The organism is Pseudomonas khavaziana (assembly GCF_019145205.1).
Classification (GTDB): domain Bacteria; phylum Pseudomonadota; class Gammaproteobacteria; order Pseudomonadales; family Pseudomonadaceae; genus Aquipseudomonas; species Aquipseudomonas khavaziana.
The window spans coordinates 123,038-147,920 of record NZ_JAHSTT010000007.1; the positions used below are offsets into that span (position 1 = coordinate 123,038).

Below are 24,883 nucleotides of genomic sequence, written 5' to 3' on the forward strand. Positions count from 1 at the left end.
ACGATCAGCGGCAGTGACCGTTTTGATCACGGCGGGCTTTTTCGCGGCGGCGGCTTTATCATTGGCCCACGTTTGTTGGCAGAGTGTTCCATGAAGTTCGCGATTGCACTGTATAGCGCCGCCCACACGCCCTCCTCGCGCCGCGCCCTGTTGTTCGCCCAGGCAGCGCTGGCCGGCGGGCATGAGATTGTGCGGCTGTTTTTTTATCAAGATGGCGTGTACAGCGCGTCCAATAACGTCGTTGCCCCCCAGGATGAGCAAGACATCGCCCGCCAATGGCGCGAGTTTGTCAGCCAGCACCAGCTTGACGGCGTGGTGTGCATCGCTGCGGCCTTGCGCCGTGGCGTGCTCAATGCAGAGGAAGCCACGCGCTATCAACGCAGCGCGGTTAATCTGGAGGCACCCTGGGCGCTGTCAGGCCTGGGGCAATTGCACGACGCAATCCAGGACGCCGACCGCCTGATCTGTTTTGGAGGGCCATGACATGTCCAAATCCCTGTTGGTGATCAGCCGCCAGGCCCCATGGTCCGGGCCGAGTGCGCGGGAAGCGCTGGATATCGTGCTGGCCGGTGGCGCGTTCGATCTGCCCATTGGCCTGCTGTTTCTTGACGACGGTGTGTTTCAGCTGGCGCCGCATCAGGACGCCAAGGCCGTGCAGCAAAAGGACCTCGGTGCCAACCTGCAGGCATTGGGGCTGTTTGGCATTGATGACGTATTCGCTTGCAGCCATAGCCTGGCGGAGCGCGGGCTCACTCCGCCGGCCAGCGCCCAGCCCCTTGGCAACGAAGACATTTGCAGACTGATTGACCGTTACGACCAGGTGATAACCCTCTGATGTCGACTTTACATGTGCTGTCTCATTCTCCGTTCACCGATAGCCGCCTCGACAGCTGCCTGCGCCTGTGTGGCCGTGAAGACGCGATCCTGCTCTGCGGCGATGGCGCCTACGGCTTGCACAGCCCTGCCCTGCACACCAAGGGCGTGAAGGTGTTTGTACTGGCCGAAGACATGCAGGCGCGTAATTTGCCCCTGCCCGACTGGGCCGACAGCGTGGACTACCCAGGTTTCGTACAACTGTCGATCGACTACGACAAGGTCAACACCTGGCTATGAACACCCTGACCGTAGGCGCTCGCGCCCTGGAACTGGACAAGGACGGCTACCTCGTCGACCTGGATGACTGGTCCGATGAGGTGGCGCACGCCCTGGCCGCTGCCGAAGCCCTGGAGCTGACCGCGGATCACTGGGAGATCCTGCGGCTGCTGCGCCAGTTCTATGCCGAATTCCAGCTGTCCCCGGCCACGCGCCCGCTGATCAAGTACACCGCCTTGAAACTGGGCCCGGATAAGGGCAACAGCCTGCACCTCAACAAACTGTTCAACGGCACTCCCGCCAAACTCGCCGCCAAGCTGGCGGGCCTGCCCAGGCCGACGAATTGCTTATGACCGACTTTGCCCCCCTGACCCTCGCAACGCCCCAAGAGCATCCCTTTGCGCAGTTCGTGCGTATCCTCGGCAAAGGCAAGCGCGGCGCGCGCAACCTCACTCGCGAGGAAGCCCGGGAAGCCATGGGCATGCTGCTCGATGAAAAGGTCGAGGATACCCAGCTCGGTGCCTTCCTGATGCTGCTGCGCCACAAGGAAGAAAGCCCGGAAGAGCTTGCCGGCTTCACCGAAGCGGTACGTGAACGGCTCAACGCACCAGCCCTGAATGTGGACATCGACTGGCCGACCTATGCCGGCAAGAAACGCCACCTGCCGTGGTTCCTGCTGGCGGCCAAGTGCCTGGCACAAAACGGCGTGCGCATCCTGATGCACGGCGGTGGTGCCCACACGGCGGGCCGGTTGTACACCGAGCAGTTGCTGGAGGCTCTAGGGATCCCGCTGTGCCGCAATTGGCAGCAAGTCGAGAGCGCCTTCGAGCACGGCAACCTGGCGTTTATCCCCCTGGGCGACTGGGCGCCGCAATTGCAACGCATGATCGACCTGCGCAACACCCTCGGCCTGCGCTCGCCCATCCACTCCCTGGCGCGGTTGCTCAACCCGCTGAATGCGCGTTGCGGCCTGCAAAGCATCTTCCACCCGGGTTACCAGGGCGTACATCGCGATGCCAGTGGCCTGCTCGGTGACAATGTGATTGTGGTCAAGGGCGACGGCGGCGAGATCGAGATCAACCCCGACACCCTTAGTCACCTGTATGGCACCACTGGCGGCCAGAGCTGGGATGAAGAGTGGCCCGCCCTCTCCGACCAGCGCCACGTCAAGCCAGCGACCCTGGAGCCCGGGCATCTGAAAGCGCTGTGGCGCGGCGACGTTGAGGACAGCTACCCGCAATTGGCCCTGATCGCCACCATGGCCCTCGCGTTGCGCGGCCTGGGCCACCCACGGCAACAGGCATTCGAATTGGCCCAGCAATACTGGGACGCACGGGACAAATCGATTTAATCGATAATTAACCCCGGGTCTTTGCGCTTTTAGTTCGAACTCACCCCGCTAGACTGGCTCCAACGCTTATAGCCAAGGAGTCAGTCATGGGTTTGCTGATTGAAGGACACTGGAAAGACCAGTGGTACGAAAGTAGCGCAGATGGCGCATTCCAGCGGGAGCAGGCAAAACGCCGCAACTGGGTAACCGCCGATGGCCAACCTGGCCCCAGCGGCGAAGGCGGCTTCAAGGCCGAGGCCGATCGCTATCACCTCTATGTATCCCTCGCCTGCCCCTGGGCGCACCGCACCTTGATCCTGCGCAAGCTCAAGGGCCTGGAAAGCCTCATCGACGTCTCGGTGGTCAGCTGGTTGATGCTGGAAAACGGTTGGACCTTCGACAAGGCCCACGGCTCCAGCGGCGACAAACTGGACGGTCTGGACTTCATGCACCAGCGCTACACCGCCGAAACCGCCGATTACACCGGGCGCGTCACCGTGCCGGTGTTGTGGGACAAAAAGCTCAAGCGCATCGTCAGCAATGAATCGGCGGAGATCATCCGCATGTTCAACAGCGCATTCAACGGGCTGACCGGCAACACCCTGGATTTTTATCCCGATACCCTGCGCCTAACCATCGACGCCCTCAACGAACGCATCTACCCCGCCGTGAACAACGGTGTGTACCGCGCAGGCTTCGCCACGTCACAACAGGCTTATGAAAGTGCCTTTGATGATGTGTTTGCCGAGCTGGATCATCTTGAACAGCACCTGGGCAGCCATCGCTATCTGGCCGGCGAGTACCTGACCGAAGCCGATGTGCGCCTGTTCACCACGCTGATTCGTTTTGATGCGGTGTATTACAGCCACTTCAAATGCAACCTGCGACGGATTGCCGACTATGCGAATTTGTCGAACTGGCTAAGGGAGATGTACCAGTGGCCAGGCGTGGCCGAGACGGTGGATTTCGAGCATATCAAGGGGCATTACTATGCCAGCCATCGCACGATCAACCCGACGGGAATTGTGCCGAAGGGGCCGTTGCAGGGCTTTGCTACCGAGCATGATCGCCATGCATTGCACGGCAAAGGTGTGTGGAGCTGACGTAAACCGCCGCCTGTAGGAGCGAGCTTGCTCGCGAAGAACGCCAACGATAACGCAGCGCTATCAGGTAGCCCTTAGCGTCCTTGAGTTTTTCGCGAGCAAGCTCGCTCCTACAGTGGGTCGGTCGTTCAGACTTGGGACTGGGCGCCCTCGAACCATTTGAGCTTCTCGCGCAGTACCACCACCTCACCCACGATCACCAGTGTCGGCGCATGCACTTCATGCTCCGCCACCATGCGCGGCAAATCGGCCAGGGTGCCGGTGAACACGCGCTGGTTGGAAGTGGTGCCCTGCTGGATCAAAGCGGCCGGCGTGTCCGGCGAGCGCCCGTGCTTGATCAACTGCTCGCAAATGATCGGCAAGCCAATCAAGCCCATGTAGAACACCAGGGTCTGCGACGGCCCCACCAGGTCCTGCCAGGGCAGATCCGACGTACCGTTCTTAAGGTGTCCCGTGATAAAGCGCACCGACTGCGCATAGTCGCGGTGCGTCAGCGGAATCCCGGCATACGCCGCACAACCACTGGCTGCGGTGATCCCCGGCACCACCTGGAACGGGATGCCATGGGCCGCCAGTTCCTCGATCTCTTCACCACCCCGACCAAAGATGAACGGGTCGCCACCTTTAAGGCGCAGCACGCGCTTGCCTTGCTTGGCCAGGTCCACCAGTTGCTGGTTGATCTGGGCTTGTGGCACAGCGTGGTCAGCGCGGCGCTTGCCGACGTACACGCGCTCGGCGTCACGACGGCACAGTTCGAGAATCGCCGGCGCCACCAGGCGGTCGTAGAGCACCACGTCGGCTTGCTGCATCAGGCGCAGGGCGCGGAAGGTCAGCAGGTCCGGATCGCCCGGGCCAGCGCCCACCAGGTAAACCTCACCGGGCGCGTGCGGCGGTGCGCCGTTGACCTTGTCGATCAGCAGGCGCTCGGCCTCGTCGCCCTGCCCGGCCAATTGACGGTCGGCAATCGGCCCCTGGAATACCTCTTCCCAGAACGCCCGGCGTTGCTGCACATCCGGGTACAAACCTTTGACCTGGGCACGAAAACGCGCCGCCAACCCGGCCAACTGACCGTAGGTCGAGGGAATCCAGGTTTCCAGCTTGGCCCGGATCAAACGCGCAAGTACCGGCGCATCGCCGCCACTGGAGACCGCAATCACCAAGGGTGAACGGTCGACAATCGCCGGGAAGATCACGCTGCACAAGGCCGGCGCATCCACCACGTTGACCGGCACGCAGCGACGCTTGGCATCACTGGACACCTGCGCATTCAGCGGCTCATCGTCGGTCGCCGCGATGATCAGGGTGCAACCGTCAAGGTCGGCCTCCTGATAACCGCGCAAAATCAGTTCCCCGCCACTGCCCAGCACCAGCACGCGCAGCTGGTCTTCGATCTGGGGAGCAACCACCCGCAGCAATGCACCGGCATCAGCCAGCAGCCGGGATTTGCGCAAGGCAATCTCCCCGCCACCGACGACCAACACACGACTGCCGCGCAGGTTATGAAACAGCGGCAGAAATTCCATTTAGCCGATGACCTCAACGCCGCCCATGTACGGCTTGAGCACCTCAGGTACACGGATCGAGCCGTCAGCCTGCTGGTAGTTTTCCAGCACGGCCACCAGGGTACGGCCTACGGCCAGGCCCGAACCGTTAAGGGTGTGCACCAGCTCCGGCTTGCCGGTTTCCGGGTTGCGGAAACGCGCCTGCATGCGACGGGCCTGGAAGTCACCGCAGTTGGAGCACGACGAGATTTCGCGGTATTTGGCCTGGCTCGGCACCCACACTTCGAGGTCGTAGGTCTTCACGGCGCTGAAGCCCATGTCGCCGGTGCACAGGGCCAGGACGCGGTATGGCAGCTCCAGCAGTTGCAACACGCGTTCGGCATTGGCGGTCAGGCCTTCCAGGGCTTGCATGGAGGTCGACGGCTCTACCACCTGCACCATCTCGACCTTGTCGAACTGGTGCTGGCGAATCATACCGCGCGTATCGCGACCCGACGCACCGGCTTCACTGCGAAAGCACGGGCTGTGGGCAACCAGCTTCAACGGCAATTGCTTGGCATCGAGGATCTCGCCGGCCACGATGTTAGTCAGCGACACTTCGGCAGTCGGGATCAAGTACAGGTCAGCTTCACCGTCGCGAGTGATCTTGAACAGGTCTTCCTCGAATTTCGGCAACTGACTGGTGCCCATCAGCGCCGGTGCCTGGACCAGATACGGGGTGTAGGCCTCTTCGTAACCATGCTCACCGGTGTGCAGGTTGATCATGAACTGCGCCAGGGCACGGTGCATGCGCGCAATCGGGCCGCGCAGAAGTGCAAAGCGCGCACCGGACATTTTTGCCGCGGTCTCGAAATCCAGGCCACCGGTCAATTCGCCCAGGGCGACATGGTCCTTGATCTCGAAATCGAAGGCTTTGGGCGTACCCCAGCGACGTACTTCTACGTTGCCGTCTTCGTCTTCGCCCACCGGCACGGATTCGTGGGGCAGGTTCGGGATGCCCAGCAGGATCGAATCCAGCTCAGTCTGAATGCCTTCCAGCTCGATCTTGCCCTCGGACAACTCAGTGCCCATGCGCTCCACATCTGCCATCAACGGCGCGATATCTTCGCCGCGCTGCTTGGCCTGGCCGATGGACTTGGAGCGCGCATTACGTTCAGCCTGCAGTGCTTCGGTGCGGGTCTGGACGGTCTTGCGCTGTTCTTCCAGCGCTTCGATGCGCGCAACATCCAAGGCAAAGCCACGGGATGCCAGGCGGTCCGCTACGTCCTGAAGGTTGCTACGTAACAGTTTGGAATCGAGCATGTCGGTCTCTCGTTATCAAAGTTTGGTCAAGGACAGGCCGGCCCAGGTGGCGAGCAGCCCGCCGAATACGCTGATGGCCGCATAGCCAATCGCCAGCGGCACTTGCCCGCTTTCCAGCAGGCGCACGGTATCCAGTGAAAAGGATGAAAAAGTCGTCAGGCCGCCAAGAAAGCCAACCATCAAGCCGGCACGCACCTCGACAGGTACTTCCGGGCGTAACAAAAACAGGCCGTATAACACGCCGATCAGCAGGCAGCCCACGATATTAACGGCGAGCGTCGCCGTATAGAAGTGTTTCGGCCAATTGGCGTTGATCCAATTGCCGGTGGCAAAGCGCAGCAGTGTACCGGCGATGCCACCAGCCGAGACAGCGACGACCAAGGGAATCATGATTTTCTCCGCTGGCGGGGGCTTAAACGGTCGAGGGTAGCAAGGTGATTGAGCTTTTCACCAATCTTCAACTCCAGGCCACGGGGCACTGGCTGATAGAACGGCTGCGGCTCCAGCTCATCAGGGAAGTAGTCTTCGCCAGCTGCGTAGGCATCCGGCTCATCATGGGCATAACGGTATTCATCGCCGTAGCCCAGTTGTTTCATCAGCTTGGTTGGAGCATTGCGCAAGTGCATCGGCACTTCCAGCGAACCATGTTCAGCCGCCGCTCGCAGCGCCGATTTGAAGCCCATGTACACCGCGTTGCTTTTCGGCGCGCAAGCCAGGTAGGTGATGGCCTGGGCCACCGCCAACTCGCCTTCCGGGCTGCCGAGGCGCTCCTGCACCTCCCAGGCCGCCAGGCACAGGCTCAAGGCACGCGGGTCGGCATTGCCGATGTCTTCACTGGCCATGCGCACCACGCGACGGGCCAGGTACAGCGGATCGCAACCGCCGTCGATCATGCGCGCGAACCAGTACAGCGCGCCGTCCGGGTTGGAGCCGCGTACGGATTTGTGCAGCGCGGAAATCTGGTCGTAGAAGGCTTCGCCGCCCTTGTCGAAGCGCCGGCGCGTATCGCCCAGCAGGCTTTGCAGCAAGTCGACGCCAATTTCGCCGCCGTCTTCGGCCAGGTCCGAGGCATTTTCCAGCAAATTGAGAAAGCGCCTGCCATCGCCATCGGCGGCGGTGAGCAGGATCTTGAAGCCTTCTTCACTGACGCTCAGATGGCGCTTACCCAGGCCCTTGTCTTCATTCAAGGCTCGCTGCAGCAGCTTCTGCATCGCCGCTTCGTCCAGGCTTTTGAGCACGTAGACACGCGCTCGCGACAACAAGGCGTTGTTGAGTTCAAACGAAGGGTTTTCAGTGGTGGCGCCGATGAAGATCAAGGTGCCGTCTTCCACATACGGCAGGAACGCATCCTGCTGCGACTTGTTGAAGCGATGCACTTCGTCGACGAACAGGATGGTGCGCTTGCCGTATTGCCCGGCCTGCTGCTTGGCGACTTCCACCGCCTGGCGGATCTCCTTGACCCCGGCCAACACTGCCGAGACCGTTTCAAAGTGCGCATCCGAGACTTTCGCCAGCAGCCGCGCCAGGGTGGTCTTGCCCACGCCTGGCGGGCCCCAGAAAATCATCGAGTGCAGCGCGCCCTGCTCCAGGGCTTCGCGCAAAGGCTTGCCGCGAGCGAGCAGGTGTTCCTGACCGACGTACTCATCCAGGTTGGTCGAGCGTAGGCGCGCGGCCAGGGGTTGGGCAATCGGGTCACTTCGAAACAGATCCATGGGCAGCGCTTGAAACCTCTGGGCAGTTTATTCCTGGATCACGTCGGCACCCTTGGGGATGTCGAACTTGAACTTGGAGGCAGGCACCGGCTGGTTGGCCTTGACCCCGGAAAACAGGATATCGGTGCGCTGGCCAACGCTGTCGACCAGGCGCATGTTATTGATCACGCCGTTGCCGAACGACAGGGACAGCGTGTCAAACAGCGTGTCCTTGGATTTTGGCTTGAGGGTGAACTCGATCACGTTGCTGGTCTGCTTGGAAGTGATGTCGAAACTATCGTTGATTTTCGACACGTCACCCGAGAGCAGCAGCGCGGGGGTCTGATTCAGGCGCGGATCCAGCTTCTTGATGGTCGCCTGTTCCAGGTCCGGGTCCCACAGGGTGACTTTCTGGCCATCGGAAACGATGGTCTGCTCGGCCTTGCCTTCGGTATGCCAGTAGAACAAGCCAGGACGCTGCACCGCCATTTCACCGGCAGTTTCCTGCAGTTGGGTGCCACCGGCATCCAGGGTCAGCTGCGAGAAACGCGCGGTCAGGGTTTGGGATTTGTCCAACAGGTTCTTCAGGCTGGCGACGGAAGCCGGGTCAGCGTGGGCCGAGACAGCGGTCAGGGCCAGGGCCGGCAACAACAGCATGCGGATAAGGCGCATGGGAGTCCTCATTGAATGGTCAGGGCGTGGCGCGTGTTGCCACGCGCCACGGGGTCAGTCGCGCATCTGCCCGGGGGCGATGATTTCACGCGAGCCGTTGGTGTTCATGGCCGTTACGACGCCGGCGTGTTCCATGGCTTCGATCATGCGGGCAGCACGGTTGTAGCCGATTTTCAGCTTGCGCTGCACTGCAGAGATAGAGGCGCGACGGCTTTCCAGCACGAAGGCCACCGCCTCGTCGTACAGCGCATCGGTTTCGGCATCATCGTCGCCACCGCCGCTGCCACCGTCGAAGCCGCTGCCGGCCTCTTCGACGCCAGCGAGGATGTCGTCGTTGTATTCCGGCGCGCCGCGCAGTTTCCAGGCTTCGACCACGCGGTGTACCTCGTCATCGGACACGAAGGCACCGTGCACGCGGATCGGCAGGCTGGTGCCGGGCGGCATGTAGAGCATGTCACCGTGGCCCAGCAGTTGCTCGGCGCCACCCTGGTCAATGATGGTGCGCGAGTCGATCTTGCTCGATACCTGGAACGCCATGCGTGTCGGGATGTTGGCCTTGATCAGGCCGGTGATCACATCCACCGACGGACGCTGGGTCGCGAGGATCAAGTGAATCCCGGCGGCACGGGCCTTCTGGGCGATACGGGCGATCAGTTCTTCAACCTTCTTGCCGACGATCATCATCATGTCGGCGAATTCGTCGACCACCACCACGATGGTCGGCAGCTTGGTCAGCAGCGGCGCTTCATCATGGATGCTCTCGCGCTTGTACAGCGGATCGGTCAGCGGCGTGCCGGCATCCTGGGCTTCCTTGACCTTGGCGTTGAAGCCCGACAGGTTACGCACGCCCATCTTCGCCATCAGCTTGTAGCGGCGCTCCATCTCGGCCACGCTCCAGCGCAGGGCGTTGGCGGCGTCCTTCATATCAGTAACCACCGGGCACAGCAGGTGCGGAATGCCTTCGTAGATCGACAGTTCCAACATTTTCGGGTCGATCATGATCAGCTTGGCGTCATCCGGCCCGGACTTGAACAGGATCGACAGGATCATTGCGTTCACGCCCACCGACTTACCGGAACCGGTGGTACCGGCCACCAGCAGGTGCGGCATCTTCGCCAGGTCGGTGATCACCGGCTTGCCGCCGATGTCATGGCCGAGGGCCAGGGTAACCGGTGACTTGAAGTTGTCGTATTCGGGGGTCGACAGTACTTCGGAGAAACGCACGATCTGGCGGTCTTCGTTGGGAATCTCGATACCCACGGTGGTCTTGCCCGGGATCACTTCCACCACACGCACGCTGGTCACCGCCAGGGAGCGCGCCAAGTCTTTGGCCAGGTTGGAAATACGGCTGACTTTAACACCCGCGGCCGGCTGGATTTCGTAACGGGTAATCACCGGGCCTGGGTGGATCGAATCGACCGAGACTTCAACGCCGAACTCCTTGAGCTTGATTTCCAGCAGGTGACCCACGGCCGCCAGGGATTCGGGGGAATAATTGAGCTGTTTCTTTTCTGCCGGGTCGAGAATCGAGATCGGCGGCAAGGTGCCTTCCACGGCGCTGTCGATGAACAACGGTGCCTGTTTCTCTTTCTGCACGCGATGGCTGGGTTCCGGCGCCTTGGGCGGTGCCGGAGCGATCACCGGCGGCACCTGCTTCTCGCGGTCCGACATGTGCTTGCTCAGGGCTTGCTCGCGCTCGATCAAGCGCTCCTTGACCTTGGCCTGCTCGCGCCGGTCCGGGGTACTTGGTGCTACCACCTCGTTGACGCGAGTGTCCACCTCGCGAAGTTGCGCGACCATTTGCTTGCGCTCGACACGGGCAGCCCACCAGCGGTTGGCGGCGCCTTGGAACAATTCGAACAGGTCAAGGGTGATCTTGCCTGTCACGTCCATCACCTTGAACCATGACAGGTCGGTAAAGACCGTGAGGCCGAACAGGAACAGCGCGATAAACATCAGGGTACTGCCCTGTATGTTCAGGGTCCTGCGGGCCAGGTCGCCAAGGCTTTCGCCCAGGGCCCCGCCAGCACCCGCCGGCAGGCCGGTCGGCGCATGAAAGTGAATATGCGCCAGCGCCGCGCCGGAGAGCACCAGGAACACCAGGCCGATCAGGCGCCAGGAGAACAGCCAGCCGCTCCACTGCCACGGCTCATGGCGCTGGCGGAAGATCTGCCAGGTCTTGATCGCCAGCAGCAGCGGGAAAATGTAGGCGAAGTAACCCAGGATCATGAACAGGATATCGGCACTGTAGGAACCCACGGGGCCACCGAAATTCTGCACATCATCGATCTTGCTGTTATGACTCCAGCCCGGGTCGTCCTTGCCGTAGGTGAGCAAGGCCATCATCAGGAACAGGCACAGGGCACCGATGGCAATCAGTGCGCCTTCCTTGAGTCGATAATGCAGGTGCTGGCGCCAGGCCGGTACGACTGCTGCTTTAGGTGCTGCGGCGGATTTCTTCAAAACGGGTCTTTTCCTGCGCCTTTAGCGCGTCCATCTGTTGAATGACTACACATGACTGCTCTATCCCGAGCAGCTGAAAAATGAACAAATGTTGCTGAATCTACTTTTAACACCGGGTGATGGATAGGTGAAATGGCGATAACGCCACAATGGCCGCATTGTACGGGTTTGCGTGCGCGATGCCACACACTTGCCCTTCACCCGGCAGACTGGACAATTGCGTTGTCACAGCCTGTTCAATTTGAGCATGCATTGTCTTTGCTGACAAAGGCTTATGAGCTGTTTTTAGCAATCCAGGCAAGCTTGGCAGATGGCCGGCATGCCTCAGCCCCGATTACGACCACGCCTGATGCACGGAGTTGCAGAATTACCCGCTCATGCTAATCCTGGCCGATAACCTATTCGGGCTGGCCCCCTGGCGCCGGGTCGACAATAATCAACGCTTGCGGGGCAGGCGTCGCCTGCCACTCCCCTCCCCTGCCATAAGCCTGGATGCCATGCTGACCTGGTTACAACGCGACACCCTGACTTTCCCACCCTTGGCCAAGGCCCTGCGCGAACCCAATGGTCTGCTTGCCGCTGGTGGCGACCTGTCAGCCGAGCGACTGATCCAAGCCTATCGCCATGGCTGCTTTCCTTGGTTCTCCGAGGGCCAGCCGATCCTCTGGTGGTCACCCGACCCGCGTACGGTGATTTTCCCCGACGAACTGCATGTCTCCCGCAGCCTGGCCAAACTCCTGCGCCAGCAGCGCTATACGGTGACGTTCGATCAGGACTTCGCAGCGGTCATCCAGGCGTGCGCCGCGCCGCGCGCCTACGCGGACGGCACCTGGATCACCGAGGGTATCCAGAGTGCCTACCTGGAGCTGCACAAGCGTGGCTACGCCCATTCCGTCGAGGTGTGGGACCAGGGCGAACTGGTGGGCGGGCTGTATGGCCTGGCGATGGGACAACTGTTCTTTGGTGAGTCCATGTTCAGCCGCGCCGACAACGCCTCGAAATTTGGTTTCGCCACACTCACCCGCCAATTGCAGGCCTGGGGCTTTGTGCTCATCGACTGCCAAATGCCCAACGATCACCTGCATAGCCTGGGTGCCCGGGCCATACCGCGCAGCGACTTCGCCGACTTCTTGCACAAGCATCTGGACAATCCCAGCTCTGGACCGTGGGTTTCCTAGGCGACTTTCGCCCACCTGGCTTACACTTATTTCAAAGCTTTAACCCGAGGGTTGATCATGACCGAGCTGGCGCGCTTGAAGTTTTATGCCACTCAAGCCCACTCTTGCAGCTACCTGCCCGACGAGCAGGCCACCACGTTGTTCCTCGACCCCAGCCAGCCGATGGACGTGCATGTGTACGCCGACCTGTCCGAGATGGGGTTTCGGCGCAGCGGTGATCACCTGTACCGACCTCATTGCCAGAATTGCAATGCCTGCGTACCGGCGCGCATCCCTGTCACGCAATTTCTGCCGGATCGAAATCAGAAACGCATCCTCAAGCGCAACGCCGACCTGAGGGTAACGGCCACCAAGCCGCAGTACAGTGAAGAATATTTCGATCTTTACCAGCGCTACATCGAACAGCGCCACGCAGATGGCGATATGTTCCCGCCCAGCCGCGATCAATTTTCTACCTTCCTGGTACGCGACCTGCCGTTCTCGCGCTTCTACGAGTTCCGCCTCGACGGTCGCCTGCTGGCAGTAGCCGTCACCGACCTACTGCCCAACGGTCTGTCGGCGGTGTACACCTTCTATGAACCTACCGAGGAGCGCCGCAGCCTCGGGCGCTTTGCCATCCTCTGGCAAATAGGCGAGGCAATGCGCCAGGAATTGGGGGCGGTGTACCTCGGATACTGGATCAAGAACTGCAAAAAGATGAACTACAAGACCCAATATCGGCCCATTGAGCTGCTGATTAATCAAAGATGGGTCACGCTTAACTAGAACCCCTTGGCTTAAACACCCTTTTTCGGGCACAATGCACGCCGCTTTTGCCTGGCGCAGTTGCACCGGGCCATTCACTGGATACCGAGGGCTTTACTGCATGTCGAAAGAAGACAGCTTCGAAATGGAAGGCACTGTCGTCGACACCCTGCCCAACACCATGTTTCGCGTGGAGTTGGAAAATGGGCACGTCGTAACCGCGCATATCTCCGGCAAGATGCGCAAGAACTACATTCGTATTCTTACCGGTGACAAAGTGCGCGTCGAGCTGACGCCCTATGACTTGAGCAAAGGGCGCATCACTTACCGCGCTCGTTAAGCAAGTCAATACAAGACGCCCGGTTATGCCGGGCGTTTTTGTGTGCGCGCCATTTGCCCCAACAACACAAATCCCTGTGGGAGGGGGCTTGCTCCCGATAGCAGTGGGCCAAGCAACTAATCTGTTGCTGAACCACTGCTATCGGGAGCAAGCCCCCTCCCACATTGGATCTCGATTGTTCTGAGAATTGCATTTCAAGTCAGCAAAAAGGCGCCTTTCGGCGCCTTTTTTATTGCTGCAGAGCGATCAGGCCATTTCCGCCGTGGTCTCGAACTCGAAGGTCAGCTCGCCGTCCTTCAGGTCGATATGCACCACGCCGCCATGCTCGGAGAGCTCGCCGAACAGGATCTCTTCGGCCAGTGGCCGCTTGATCTTGTCCTGGATCAGACGCGCCATCGGGCGAGCGCCCATTGCCGCATCGTAGCCGCCCTCTGCGATCCAGCTGCGCGCCGCTTCCGTCACATCCAGCTGCACGCGCTTGTCTTCCAGCTGCGCTTGAAGCTCGGTGAGGAACTTGTCCACCACGCTTTTGATAACCTCATGACTGAGGCGACCAAACTGGATAATGGTGTCCAGACGGTTGCGGAACTCCGGCGTGAAGCTCTTCTTGATCACTTCCATCGCATCGGAGGAGTGATCCTGATGCGTGAAGCCAATCGAGGCCCGCGCAGCGGTTTCAGCACCGGCGTTGGTGGTCATGATCACGATTACGTTGCGGAAGTCCGCCTTGCGCCCGTTGTTGTCAGTCAGGGTCCCGTGGTCCATGACCTGCAGCAGCAGGTTGAAGACTTCCGGGTGAGCCTTCTCGATTTCATCGAGCAACAGTACGCAATGCGGCTGCTTGGTGATCGCCTCGGTCAACAGGCCGCCCTGGTCGAAGCCGACATAGCCCGGAGGCGCACCGATCAGGCGCGACACGGTGTGGCGCTCCATGTACTCGGACATGTCGAAACGGACCAGCTCGATACCCATGGCCTTGGCCAATTGCCGCGCCGCTTCGGTCTTGCCGACACCGGTAGGGCCTGCGAACAGGAACGAACCCACCGGCTTGTCCGGCGACTTGAGGCCCGCGCGGGACAACTTGATCGCGGTGGACAGCGAATCGATTGCCGCATCCTGACCAAACACGGTGAGCTTGAGGTCGCGCTCCAGGTTACGCAGCAGCTCCTTGTCGGAACTGGTGACGTGTTTTGGTGGAATCCGCGCGATCTTCGCCACGATATCCTCGACCTGAGGCACGTCAATGCGCTTCACACGTTTCTCGACCGGCTGCAGGCGCTGATAGGCCCCCGCCTCGTCGATCACGTCGATGGCCTTGTCCGGCATGTGCCGGTCATTGATGTAGCGCGACGCCAGCTCAGCCGCGGCACGCAGGGCCTCATCGGTGTATTCGATGCCATGGTGCGCCTCGAAGCGTCCCTTGAGCCCGCGCAGGATGCCAATGGTGTCTTCAACCGAAGGCTCGGACACGTCGACTTTCTGGAAGCGACGCGCCAGGGCACGGTCTTTCTCGAAGATGCCACGGAATTCCTGGAACGTGGTCGAGCCGATGCAGCGGATATCGCCCGATGACAGCAACGGCTTGAGCAGGTTGGAGGCGTCCATCACCCCACCGGATGCTGCACCAGCGCCGATAATGGTATGGATCTCGTCGATAAACAGGATCGCCTGCGGGCGTTTTTTCAGCTCGCCGAGCAACGCCTTGAAGCGCTTCTCGAAATCGCCCCGGTACTTGGTCCCGGCGAGCAAGGCGCCCAGATCAAGGGAGTAGACGACGCTGTTGGCCAACAGGTCTGGGACCTGATTGTCGACAATGCGCTTGGCCAGGCCTTCGGCGATCGCGGTTTTACCCACGCCCGCCTCCCCAACCAGCAACGGATTGTTCTTGCGCCGACGAGCAAGGATCTGCGCTACACGCTCAACCTCAAGCTCACGCCCCACCAGCGGATCGATCCGCCCCTGGCGCGCCAATTCGTTGAGATTGCTGGCATAGGCATCCAGCGGATTGCCCGAAGAAGAAGACTCACCGCCCTCGTCATCCTGCATTTCCTGCTCACCCTCGGACTGATCGCCGTGCCCAGGCACTTTGGAGATACCGTGGGCGATGTAATTGACTACATCAATACGGGCAACGCTCTGCTGCTTGAGCAGGAACACGGCCTGGCTTTCCTGTTCGCTGAAAATTGCCACAAGCACGTTCGCGCCCGTGACCTCACGCTTACCGGAGCTCTGAACGTGGAAAACAGCACGCTGCAATACCCGCTGGAAGCCGAGGGTTGGCTGGGTTTCACGGTCCTCGTCATGCACGGGGATCAGTGGCGTGGTGGAGTCGATGAACTCCTGCAGGTCGTGCTTGAGCTTGTCGAGGTTGGCGCCGCACGCACGCAGAACGGTGGCGGCAGCTTCGTTATCCAAAAGTGCCAGCAGCAGGTGTTCGACGGTCATGAATTCATGACGCTTCGAACGAGCCTCCTTGAAGGCAAGATTAAGGGTGACTTCGAGCTCGCGGTTTAACATAGCTTCACCTCATACCCAAGTGGTCGGCGTTAACCGTCCTTCTCGATTTCACAGAGTAGCGGATGCTGGCTTTCCCTGGCGTACTGGTTGACCTGCATGGCCTTTGTCTCGGCGATGTCGCGGGTAAACACTCCACATACTGCCCGTCCTTCTGTGTGAACGGCCAGCATTACCTTGGTCGCCAACTCGCGGTTCAGGTTAAAAAACACCTCGAGCACTTCGACGACGAAATCCATCGGTGTGTAGTCATCATTGAACAAAACCACCTTGTACATCGGCGGCGCCTGTAAAGCAGGCTTGGCCTCCTGGACAGCAATGCCTGCAGAACCGTCGTCATCATGTTCCTGATCCGGGCGATCCTGATTGAATGTTAGTCGAATCTGGCTATTTGCATGCATGGAAAGAAAGGTTCGTCAGTGGTTCAATTACAGTGGTGGGGGCGACCTGTCAGAATTTCAACTCTGACCGGCCGGTCGCCTTGACTATCGGCGAATCGGTGTTACAACCAATAGAACCCACAGTGGGTAAAAAAGGTCCGCGCAGTCAACCTTATTTATTCGGGTTAGGACGGATAGACAGGATGATACTCCAGTGATGGAGTCTGGTGCAGAGGGATATGGGAATGGCTAGTGGTAAGGTCAAGTGGTTCAACAATGCCAAGGGTTACGGCTTCATTATCGAGGACGGCAAGGATGAAGACCTTTTTGCGCATTACTCAGCGATCAAGATGGATGGGTATAAGACATTGAAAGCGGGCCAGCCTGTCTGCTTTGAAATTATTCAAGGCCCCAAGGGCAAGCACGCTGTGAATATCGGTACGGCCATCGCCCCTAAAGACACTGCAACAACGGAAGCGCCCGCTCAAAAAATCAAAAAAGCAACTGGCCTGATCAGCCACTGAGCATAGCCTTGAATGCCAAACCGGCCATTCTGAATCATCAGAACGGCCGGTTTTTTTTGCCTGCTTACATGTGCTTGATCAACGCATCGCCAAACCCCGACGACGACACCAACGTAGCGCCATCCATCAGGCGCTCGAAGTCATAGGTCACCGTCTTGGCCGAAATCGCACCATTGGTGCCCTTGATAATCAGGTCAGCCGCCTCGGTCCAGCCCATATGGCGCAGCATCATTTCTGCCGACAGGATCAATGAGCCCGGGTTGACCTGGTCCTTGCCCGCATATTTGGGCGCCGTGCCGTGGGTCGCTTCGAACATCGCCACGGTGTCAGACAGGTTGGCCCCCGGGGCAATACCAATACCGCCCACTTCCGCTGCCAGGGCGTCAGACAGGTAGTCGCCGTTCAGGTTAAGCGTCGCGATGACGTCATATTCAGCTGGACGCAGCAGGATCTGCTGGAGCATGGCGTCGGCGATGGCATCCTTGACCACTACGTTCTTGCCGGTCCTGGGGTTCTTGAACTGCATCCACGGACCGCCGTCCAGCAGGGCCGCACCGAACTCTTCGGCCGCCACTTCGTAGGCCCATTCCTTGAAGGCACCTTCGGTGAACTTCATGATGTTGCCTTTGTGCACGATGGTCAGCGAATCGCGGTCGTTATCCACGACATATTGCAGGGCCTTGCGCGCCAGGCGCTTGGTGCCTTCTTTCGACACCGGTTTGACGCCGATCCCGCAGTCCTGGTCGAAACGGATCTTGGTAACGCCCATTTCCTCCTTGAGAAACTTGATTACCTTGATCGCCTCAGGCGAACCAGCTTTCCACTCGATGCCGGCGTAAATATCCTCGGAGTTCTCGCGGAAGATGGTCATGTCCACGTCGCCAGGTTTCTTGACCGGGCTGGGTACGCCTTCGAACCAGCGCACCGGGCGCAGGCACACATACAGGTCGAGCTGCTGGCGCAGCGCCACGTTCAGTGAGCGAATACCACCACCGACCGGCGTGGTCAGCGGCCCTTTGATGGACACCACGTAATCCTTGACCGCATCCAGGGTTTCCTGGGGCAGCCAGGTATCCTGGTCGTAGACCTGTGTAGCCTTTTCGCCGGCATAAACCTCCATCCACGAGATCTTGCGCTTGCCGCCATAAGCCTTTTCAACAGCTGCGTCGACCACCTTGATCATCACCGGGCTGATGTCGACGCCGATACCGTCACCTTCGATATAGGGGATGATCGGTTGGTCAGGAACATTGAGAGAATGGTCTGCATTGACGGTGATTTTGTCGCCGACTGCCGGAACCTGAATCTTCTTGTATCCCATGCTGAACTCCATCTATGGATTGAACATCTGGCTGCGTTCGAGCCTACTCCAGATAAATGGCGACTGAAACCTCGCGCCATGCTCATTTGCATCGAAAACAGCGTAACTTGTCGTCTACAAGCCTGAAATCAAAGGTAAAAGTGCCAATCCTGAGCACAACGTGCGACTTTAGGCGTAAGCGGCACCTGCGACCTTTAGACCAATGGACGACCCGCCTTTTGTATGAAGGCTCGGCGTAAGCATAGCGACCTATGTATAATGCCGCCGCTGACCAAAGAGTCACGACGGCGGACCGCTCTAGAACATGGCCCTCCGCTGCAAAGCAGGACTAATACAATAGTCCACCCGCTTGACGCTCGACTGATGCAACCCAACATCACCGCGAAGAAACCTCGACCTTTCGCTCATGGATGACTTGAACGAACGCGCTCCACCCGGCGCATCTCGAGTTTCTGCGCACGCTTTCAGCAAAGAAGAGAGTTAATCCGAATATGCCCACCCGCTCGAAGATCATCTACACCTTCACCGACGAAGCCCCAGCCCTCGCCACCTATTCACTGCTGCCTATCGTAGAGGCCTTCACCGCTTCCGCTGATATTGCCGTGGAAACCCGCGACATTTCCCTCGCAGGGCGCATCCTCGCAAGCTTCCCCGAGCAACTGGGCGACAAGGCTATCCCGGACCACCTCGCCGAACTGGGCGACCTGGCCGTTACACCTGAAGCCAACATCATCAAGCTGCCGAACATCAGCGCCTCGACCCCGCAGCTGCAAGCCGCGATCAAGGAACTGCAGGCCCAGGGCTATGCCCTGCCGGACTACCCTGAAACCGTAACCACCGACGCGGAAAAAGAAACCCGTGCACGTTACGACAAGGTCAAGGGCAGCGCCGTGAACCCGGTCCTGCGCGAAGGCAACTCCGACCGCCGCGCACCGCTGTCGGTCAAGAACTATGCACGCAAGCACCCGCACAAGATGGGCGCCTGGGCTGCCGACTCCAAGTCGCATATTGCCCACATGAGCAATGGCGACTTCTACGGCAGCGAAAAAGCCGTGCAGATCGAAGCCGCTGACGCTGTCAAAATCGCGCTGGTTGCCCAGGACGGCACCACCACCGTGCTGAAGGAAAAGACCAGCGTCCAGGCCGGCGAAATCATCGACACCGCCGTGCTGAGCAAGAAAGCCCTGCGCAGCTTCATCGCCGCTGAAATCGAAGACGCCAAGCAACAAGGCGTGCTGCTGTCGGTTCACTTGAAAGCCACCATGATGAAGGTCTCCGACCCGATCATGTTCGGCCAGATCGTTGCCGAGTTCTACAAAGATGCCCTGACCAAGCACGCTGCAGTACTGGAGCAGATCGGCTTCAACCTGAACAACGGCATCGGCGACCTGTACGCCCGCATCAAGGCGCTGCCGGCTGACCAGCAAGCGCAGATCGAAGCCGACATCCAGGCGGTCTACGCCGTTCGCCCTGCCCTGGCGATGGTCAACTCCGACAAAGGCATCACCAACCTGCACGTGCCGAGCGACGTCATCGTCGACGCCTCGATGCCAGCCATGATCCGTGACTCCGGCAAGATGTGGGGCACCGACGGCCAACTGCACGACACCAAGGCGGTGATCCCGGATCGCTGCTACGCCACCATCTACCAGGCGGTCATCGAAGACTGCAAGGCCAATGGCGCCTTCGACCCGACCACCATGGGCAGCGTGCCAAACGTTGGCCTGATGGCCAAGAAAGCCGAAGAATACGGTTCCCACGACAAGACCTTCCAGATCAAGGCCGACGGCGTCGTCCGCGTCACCGACAGCCAGGGCAACCTGCTGATGGAACAGAACGTCGAAGCCGGCGACATCTTCCGCATGTGCCAGACCAAAGACGCGCCGATCCAGGACTGGGTCAAGCTCGCCGTCAACCGTGCCCGCGCCAGCAACACCCCGGCCATCTTCTGGCTGGACCCTCAGCGTGCCCACGATGGCGTCGTAGTCGAGAAGGTCCAGGCGTACCTGAAAGACCACAACACCGAAGGCCTGGACATCCGCATCATGGCCCCGGTCGACGCGATGAAGTTTACCCTGGAACGCACCCGCAAGGGCCTGGACACCATCTCGGTGACCGGTAACGTACTGCGCGACTACCTCACCGACTTGTTCCCGATCATGGAACTGGGCACCAGCGCCAAGATGCTGTCGATCGTGCCGCTGATGAACGGCGGCGGCCTGTTCGAAACCGGCGCTGGCGGTTCGGCGCCGAAACACGTGCAGCAACTGCTGGAAGAAAACTTCCTGCGCTGGGATTCCCTGGGCGAGTTCCTGGCCCTGGCCGCGTCCCTTGAGCATTTGGGTGTGACATACAACAACCCGAAAGCGCTGGTACTGTCCAAGACCCTGGACCAGGCCACCGGCCAGTTCCTGGACAACAACAAGTCGCCATCGCGCAAAGTCGGCAACATCGACAACCGCGGCAGCCACTTCTACCTGGCGCTGTACTGGGCACAAGCCCTGGCCGCCCAGACCGAAGACACTGCACTGCAAGCGCAGTTCGGCGAACTGGCCCAGACCCTGGCCGCGAACGAAGCAACCATCGTTGCCGAGCTCAACGCCGTACAGGGCAAGCCAGTGGACATCGGTGGCTACTACGCGCCGAACCCGGAGTTGACCAGCAAGGCCATGCGCCCAAGCAACACCTTGAATGCGGCGATTGCCAAGTTGAAGTAAGGTTGTAACGATGCAAAGAAGCCCCGGCCCAGTGCCGGGGTTTCTGTTTCTACCGCTCAACTGTAGAAACCGGATAAAAATGTGGGAGGGGGCTTGCTCCCGATGGCAGTGGGTCAGCCCCAGATGTATTTACTGACCCTCTCTCATCGGGAGCAAGCCCCCTCCCACACTGACTGTAATCCTGCTGTAAGACGCACTGCGTCCTGAATCGAGGCATCCCATGACCTGGCTCCCCCACATCACCGTCGCCACCATCGTCGAAGACAACGGCCGTTTCCTGATGGTCGAAGAACTCAAGGGTGGCCGTGCCGTGCTCAACCAGCCCGCCGGCCACCTGGACCCGAACGAAACCCTGACCGAAGCCGCCGTACGCGAAACCCTCGAGGAAACCGGCTGGGATGTCGAAGCCACCGGCATCGTCGGCATCTACCTCTACACCGCCCCCAGCAACGGCGTGACCTATCAGCGGGTCTGCTTCATCGCCAAAGCGCTGAAACACCACCCGGACTATCAACTCGACGAAGGCATCCTCCGCGCCCGCTGGCTGACCCGTGACGAGCTGATGACCGTGCGCGACGACTGGCGCAGCGAGCTGATCATCCGCTGCATCGATGATTATCTGGCCGGCCAGCACCACAGTCTCGAATTGATCCGCCCTTCTCTTTAGCCTTAGCGGCCCGGGCCTGATAGAATCGCGTCCTTTTTCAAGACACCCGTTGAAACCCTATGCGTGATCCAGCCCCTTCTGACACACAAAAGAAGCGCGTCATCGTCGGCATGTCCGGCGGCGTGGACTCTTCCGTTTCCGCCGTTCTGCTCATGGAGCAGGGTTATGAGGTGGAAGGCCTGTTCATGAAGAACTGGGAAGAAGACGATGGAACGGAATACTGCACCGCCATGGACGACCTGGCGGACGCCCAGGCCGTGTGCGACAAGATCGGCATCAAACTGCACACCGCCAACTTCGCCGCCGAGTACTGGGACAACGTGTTCGAACACTTCCTGGCCGAATACAAGGCCGGACGCACACCGAACCCGGACATCCTGTGCAACCGCGAGATCAAGTTCAAGGCGTTCCTCGATTACGCAATGATGCTCGGCGCCGACCTGATTGCCACTGGCCACTACGTGCGCCGTCGCGATATCGATGGCCGCACCGAACTGCTCAAGGGCCTGGACCCGAACAAGGACCAGAGCTACTTCCTGCATGCCGTCGGCGGTGAACAGATCGCCAAGACCCTGTTCCCGGTGGGCGAGCTGGAAAAGCCCGAAGTACGCAAAATCGCAGAGAAACATGGCCTGGCCACTGCCAAGAAGAAAGATTCCACCGGTATCTGCTTTATCGGCGAGCGCCGCTTCAGCGACTTCCTCAAGCAGTACCTGCCGGCGCAGCCGGGTGAAATCAAGACCACCGAAGGTGAAGTGATCGGCCGCCACCACGGCCTGATGTACCACACCATCGGCCAGCGCCAGGGCCTGGGCATCGGCGGCCTGAAAGACGCCGGCGAAGAGCCATGGTACGTGCTGGTCAAGGACCTGGAAAACAATGTGCTGATCGTCGGCCAGGGCAACGAGCACCCACTGCTGTTCTCCGGCGCCCTGCTCGCTTCCGAAATCTATTGGGTCAACCCGATCGACTTGAGCACGCCGCGCCGCCTGACCGCCAAGGTGCGCTATCGCCAGAGCGACCAGCCCTGCACCCTGGAAAAAACCGCCACGGGCTACCGCGCCACCTTCGATGACCCGCAACGCGCGGTCACCCCAGGCCAATCCGTGGTGTTCTATGACGGTGAAATCTGCCTGGGCGGCGGCGTGATCGAAGTCGCGCAAGCCTGGAGCAGCCCGGCATGAGCCCGACCCAGGAGCAATTGACCGCACTCGGCGGGGTCTTTCTCGCCGCCGTGCTGGTGGACAAGATCGCCAAGACCGGCCAGGTCACCGAAGCCGGCCTGACGTGCATGCTCGGCAGCCTGTTGATCCGCGACCCCAAGGACACCCTGGAGGTCTACGGCGGTGATGACCTGGCGTTGCGCGAAGGTTATCGCGCACTGATCGGCGCCCTCGAACGCGACCCCAGTACCTTGCAGCGCGAGCCATTGCGCTATGCCTTGTCGATGCTCGGTCTTGAGCGCCAACTGGCCAAGCGTGACGACATGCTCGAAGCCATCGGCAAGCGCCTGCCGCAGATCCAGTCCCAGGTGGAACACTTTGGCCCGGCCCACGAAAACGTGATCGCTGCCTGTGGCGCGCTGTACCAGGACACCTTGAGCACCTTGCGCCAACGTATTCAGGTGCACGGCGACATGCGCAACCTGCAACAACCCAACAATGCCTCGAAAATCCGCGCCCTGCTCCTGGCCGGTATTCGCTCGGCGCGGTTGTGGCGGCAGTTGGGCGGTCATCGCTGGCAGTTGGTGATCAGCCGGCGCAAATTGCTCAAAGAGCTTTACCCGTTGATGCGCAACGAATAAGTCGCAGCGACAGGCCTTTTCAAGCCGTTACGCGTAATACGCCGGTCAGTTGGCAACGGACCGGCGGATTTTTTCATGTATGATACGCGCCCCATTTCGTTGCCCGACTGTCCGAGAACACCCCATGCAGCTCTCTTCGCTCACTGCGGTTTCCCCTGTTGACGGCCGCTACGCCGGCAAAACCCAGGCCCTGCGCCCTATTTTCAGCGAATACGGCCTGATCCGTGCCCGCGTTCTGGTTGAAGTGCGCTGGCTCCAGCGCCTGGCCGCTCACCCCGCCATCAGCGAAGTGCCGGCATTTTCGGCCGAAGCTGACGCTGTATTGAATACCCTGGCGGAAAACTTCTCCCTGGAGCACGCCGAGCGTGTGAAAGAGATCGAGCGCACCACCAACCACGACGTCAAGGCCATCGAATACCTGCTCAAAGAGCAAGCGGCCAAACTGCCGGAACTGGCCCAGGTCAGCGAGTTCATCCACTTTGCCTGCACCAGCGAGGACATCAACAACCTGTCCCACGCCCTGATGCTGCGTGAAGGCCGCGATGACGTCATGCTGCCCCTGATGCGCCAGACTGCCGAAGCCATCCGTGAGCTGGCGATCCGTTTCGCCGCCGTGCCGATGCTGTCGCGCACCCATGGCCAGCCCGCTTCGCCAACCACCCTGGGCAAGGAACTGGCCAACGTGGTGTACCGCCTGGAGCGCCAGATCGCCCAGGTCGCCGCCGTACCATTGCTTGGCAAGATCAACGGCGCCGTGGGCAACTACAACGCCCACCTCTCGGCCTACCCTGAGATCGACTGGGAAGCCAACGCCCGCGCCTTCATCGAAGACGAGCTGGGCCTGGACTTCAACCCGTACACCACGCAGATCGAACCCCACGACTACATCGCCGAGCTGTTCGACGCCATTGCGCGTTTCAACACCATCCTGATCGACTTTGATCGCGATATCTGGGGCTACATCTCCCTGGGCTATTTCAAGCAGCGCACTATTGCCGGTGAAATCGGTTCGTCGACCATGCCGCACAAGGTCAACCCGATCGACTTCGAAAACTCCGAAGGCAACCTCGGCATCGCCAACGCCCTGTTCCAGCACCTGGCCAGCAAGTTGCCGATCTCCCGCTGGCAGCGCGACCTGACCGACTCCACCGTATTGCGCAACCTCGGCGTGGGCTTCGCTCATAGCGTGATCGCCTACGAAGCCAGCCTCAAGGGCATCAGCAAGCTTGAGCTCAACGAGCAGAAGATCGCCGCCGACCTGGACGCCTGCTGGGAAGTATTGGCCGAGCCGATCCAGACCGTGATGCGCCGCTACAACATCGAAAACCCCTACGAGAAGCTCAAAGAGTTGACGCGCGGCAAGGGCATCAGCCCCGAAGCACTGCAGACTTTCATTGACGGCCTGGACATGCCAGCCGCGGCCAAGGCCGAGCTGAAACTGCTCACCCCGGCCAACTACATCGGCAACGCCGTAGAGCAAGCCAAGCGCATCTGATTCAAGCAAGCCCCTTTGAGACGCCCGGCCGCGCCGGGCGTTTT

The 24,883-nt window shown here is 60.2% G+C and carries 24 protein-coding genes; 15 read left to right on the top strand and 9 right to left on the bottom strand.

Translation table 11 applies throughout. From position 1 onward, the window contains the following. Positions 1–90 precede the first annotated feature (90 nt). The 6 genes from tusD (at position 91) to KVH01_RS18180 (ending at position 3,525) form a co-directional block, all read left to right on the top strand. Positions 91–483, top strand: a complete 393-nt coding sequence (tusD, locus tag KVH01_RS18155; protein ID WP_217882346.1) for a sulfurtransferase complex subunit TusD — start codon at positions 91–93, stop codon at positions 481–483. 1 nt (position 484) lies between these two features. Further along, complete coding sequence (gene tusC / locus KVH01_RS18160; protein WP_043046620.1) at positions 485–835, top strand: sulfurtransferase complex subunit TusC; 351 nt, start codon at positions 485–487, stop codon at positions 833–835. Continuing rightward, positions 835–1,113, top strand: coding sequence for a sulfurtransferase complex subunit TusB (tusB, locus tag KVH01_RS18165; protein WP_057024331.1), 279 nt, complete (start codon positions 835–837; stop codon positions 1,111–1,113). Before tusC ends, tusB begins: the two co-directional genes overlap by 1 nt. Then, positions 1,110–1,445, top strand: coding sequence for a TusE/DsrC/DsvC family sulfur relay protein (locus tag KVH01_RS18170; RefSeq protein WP_217882347.1), 336 nt, complete (start codon positions 1,110–1,112; stop codon positions 1,443–1,445). Before tusB ends, KVH01_RS18170 begins: the two co-directional genes overlap by 4 nt. Beyond that, on the top strand, positions 1,442–2,443 hold the full coding sequence (locus KVH01_RS18175) for a glycosyl transferase family protein (RefSeq protein WP_217882348.1): 1,002 nt from the start codon (positions 1,442–1,444) through the stop codon (positions 2,441–2,443). Before KVH01_RS18170 ends, KVH01_RS18175 begins: the two co-directional genes overlap by 4 nt. Before the next feature lie 86 nt (positions 2,444–2,529). Continuing rightward, the gene (locus tag KVH01_RS18180) at positions 2,530–3,525 is read left to right on the top strand and encodes a glutathione S-transferase family protein (RefSeq protein WP_217882349.1); all 996 of its coding nucleotides are present in this window, start codon (positions 2,530–2,532) and stop codon (positions 3,523–3,525) included. Between the two features lie 128 nt (positions 3,526–3,653). Here the strand turns inward: KVH01_RS18180 and cysG are convergent, their stop codons facing one another. Genes cysG through ftsK form a run of 6 tightly spaced genes read right to left on the bottom strand, consistent with a single transcriptional unit; the run spans position 3,654 to position 11,155 of the window. Then, positions 3,654–5,048: a siroheme synthase CysG gene (gene cysG / locus KVH01_RS18185; RefSeq protein WP_217882350.1), complete on the bottom strand. Its 1,395-nt coding sequence runs from the start codon at positions 5,046–5,048 to the stop codon at positions 3,654–3,656. Continuing rightward, a complete protein-coding gene (gene serS, locus KVH01_RS18190; RefSeq protein WP_217882351.1) occupies positions 5,049–6,329 on the bottom strand; it encodes a serine--tRNA ligase in 1,281 nt (426 codons plus the stop codon). Positions 6,330–6,344: 15 nt separating this feature from the next. Then, positions 6,345–6,719: a fluoride efflux transporter CrcB gene (gene crcB, locus KVH01_RS18195; protein WP_003192080.1), complete on the bottom strand. Its 375-nt coding sequence runs from the start codon at positions 6,717–6,719 to the stop codon at positions 6,345–6,347. Next, positions 6,716–8,041, bottom strand: a complete 1,326-nt coding sequence (locus KVH01_RS18200) for a replication-associated recombination protein A (protein ID WP_217882352.1) — start codon at positions 8,039–8,041, stop codon at positions 6,716–6,718. The genes crcB and KVH01_RS18200 overlap by 4 nt, the downstream gene beginning before the upstream one ends. A gap of 27 nt (positions 8,042–8,068) precedes the next feature. Further along, positions 8,069–8,692, bottom strand: coding sequence for an outer membrane lipoprotein chaperone LolA (lolA, locus tag KVH01_RS18205; protein WP_016975527.1), 624 nt, complete (start codon positions 8,690–8,692; stop codon positions 8,069–8,071). 54 nt (positions 8,693–8,746) lie between these two features. Continuing rightward, complete coding sequence (gene ftsK, locus KVH01_RS18210; protein ID WP_034120236.1) at positions 8,747–11,155, bottom strand: DNA translocase FtsK; 2,409 nt, start codon at positions 11,153–11,155, stop codon at positions 8,747–8,749. A 497-nt stretch (positions 11,156–11,652) separates the two neighbouring features. On the opposite strand from ftsK, the gene aat reads away from it, so the two are divergent. From aat to infA, 3 genes are all read left to right on the top strand, one after another. Beyond that, the gene (gene aat, locus KVH01_RS18215; RefSeq protein ID WP_217882353.1) at positions 11,653–12,333 is read left to right on the top strand and encodes a leucyl/phenylalanyl-tRNA--protein transferase; all 681 of its coding nucleotides are present in this window, start codon (positions 11,653–11,655) and stop codon (positions 12,331–12,333) included. 57 nt (positions 12,334–12,390) lie between these two features. Beyond that, positions 12,391–13,098 (top strand): arginyltransferase, encoded by a 708-nt coding sequence (locus tag KVH01_RS18220; protein ID WP_217882354.1) that lies wholly within the window; start codon positions 12,391–12,393, stop codon positions 13,096–13,098. 100 nt (positions 13,099–13,198) lie between these two features. Next, a complete protein-coding gene (gene infA / locus KVH01_RS18225) occupies positions 13,199–13,417 on the top strand; it encodes a translation initiation factor IF-1 (RefSeq protein ID WP_002553999.1) in 219 nt (72 codons plus the stop codon). A gap of 246 nt (positions 13,418–13,663) precedes the next feature. Here the strand turns inward: infA and clpA are convergent, their stop codons facing one another. Beyond that, positions 13,664–15,934, bottom strand: coding sequence for an ATP-dependent Clp protease ATP-binding subunit ClpA (gene clpA / locus KVH01_RS18230; RefSeq protein ID WP_217882355.1), 2,271 nt, complete (start codon positions 15,932–15,934; stop codon positions 13,664–13,666). Positions 15,935–15,963: 29 nt separating this feature from the next. Then, positions 15,964–16,332, bottom strand: a complete 369-nt coding sequence (clpS, locus tag KVH01_RS18235) for an ATP-dependent Clp protease adapter ClpS (RefSeq protein ID WP_005789091.1) — start codon at positions 16,330–16,332, stop codon at positions 15,964–15,966. Between the two features lie 224 nt (positions 16,333–16,556). On the opposite strand from clpS, the gene cspD reads away from it, so the two are divergent. After that, positions 16,557–16,835: a cold shock domain-containing protein CspD gene (gene cspD / locus KVH01_RS18240; protein ID WP_217882356.1), complete on the top strand. Its 279-nt coding sequence runs from the start codon at positions 16,557–16,559 to the stop codon at positions 16,833–16,835. Between the two features lie 64 nt (positions 16,836–16,899). Here cspD and icd read toward each other — a convergent pair whose 3' ends face one another. Continuing rightward, positions 16,900–18,156, bottom strand: coding sequence for an NADP-dependent isocitrate dehydrogenase (icd, locus tag KVH01_RS18245; RefSeq protein WP_217882357.1), 1,257 nt, complete (start codon positions 18,154–18,156; stop codon positions 16,900–16,902). A gap of 491 nt (positions 18,157–18,647) precedes the next feature. On the opposite strand from icd, the gene KVH01_RS18250 reads away from it, so the two are divergent. The 5 genes from KVH01_RS18250 to purB all read left to right on the top strand — a co-directional run bounded on the left by KVH01_RS18250 (position 18,648) and on the right by purB (position 24,839). Then, the gene (locus tag KVH01_RS18250) at positions 18,648–20,873 is read left to right on the top strand and encodes an NADP-dependent isocitrate dehydrogenase (protein ID WP_217882358.1); all 2,226 of its coding nucleotides are present in this window, start codon (positions 18,648–18,650) and stop codon (positions 20,871–20,873) included. Positions 20,874–21,093: 220 nt separating this feature from the next. Beyond that, a complete protein-coding gene (locus tag KVH01_RS18255) occupies positions 21,094–21,540 on the top strand; it encodes an NUDIX hydrolase (RefSeq protein ID WP_217882359.1) in 447 nt (148 codons plus the stop codon). Between the two features lie 59 nt (positions 21,541–21,599). Continuing rightward, positions 21,600–22,724 (top strand): tRNA 2-thiouridine(34) synthase MnmA, encoded by a 1,125-nt coding sequence (gene mnmA, locus KVH01_RS18260; protein ID WP_046068636.1) that lies wholly within the window; start codon positions 21,600–21,602, stop codon positions 22,722–22,724. After that, the gene (gene hflD, locus KVH01_RS18265; RefSeq protein WP_124358899.1) at positions 22,721–23,344 is read left to right on the top strand and encodes a high frequency lysogenization protein HflD; all 624 of its coding nucleotides are present in this window, start codon (positions 22,721–22,723) and stop codon (positions 23,342–23,344) included. The genes mnmA and hflD overlap by 4 nt, the downstream gene beginning before the upstream one ends. 124 nt (positions 23,345–23,468) lie before the next feature. Further along, a complete protein-coding gene (purB, locus tag KVH01_RS18270) occupies positions 23,469–24,839 on the top strand; it encodes an adenylosuccinate lyase (protein ID WP_217882360.1) in 1,371 nt (456 codons plus the stop codon). The last annotated feature ends 44 nt before the right edge of the window (positions 24,840–24,883 follow it).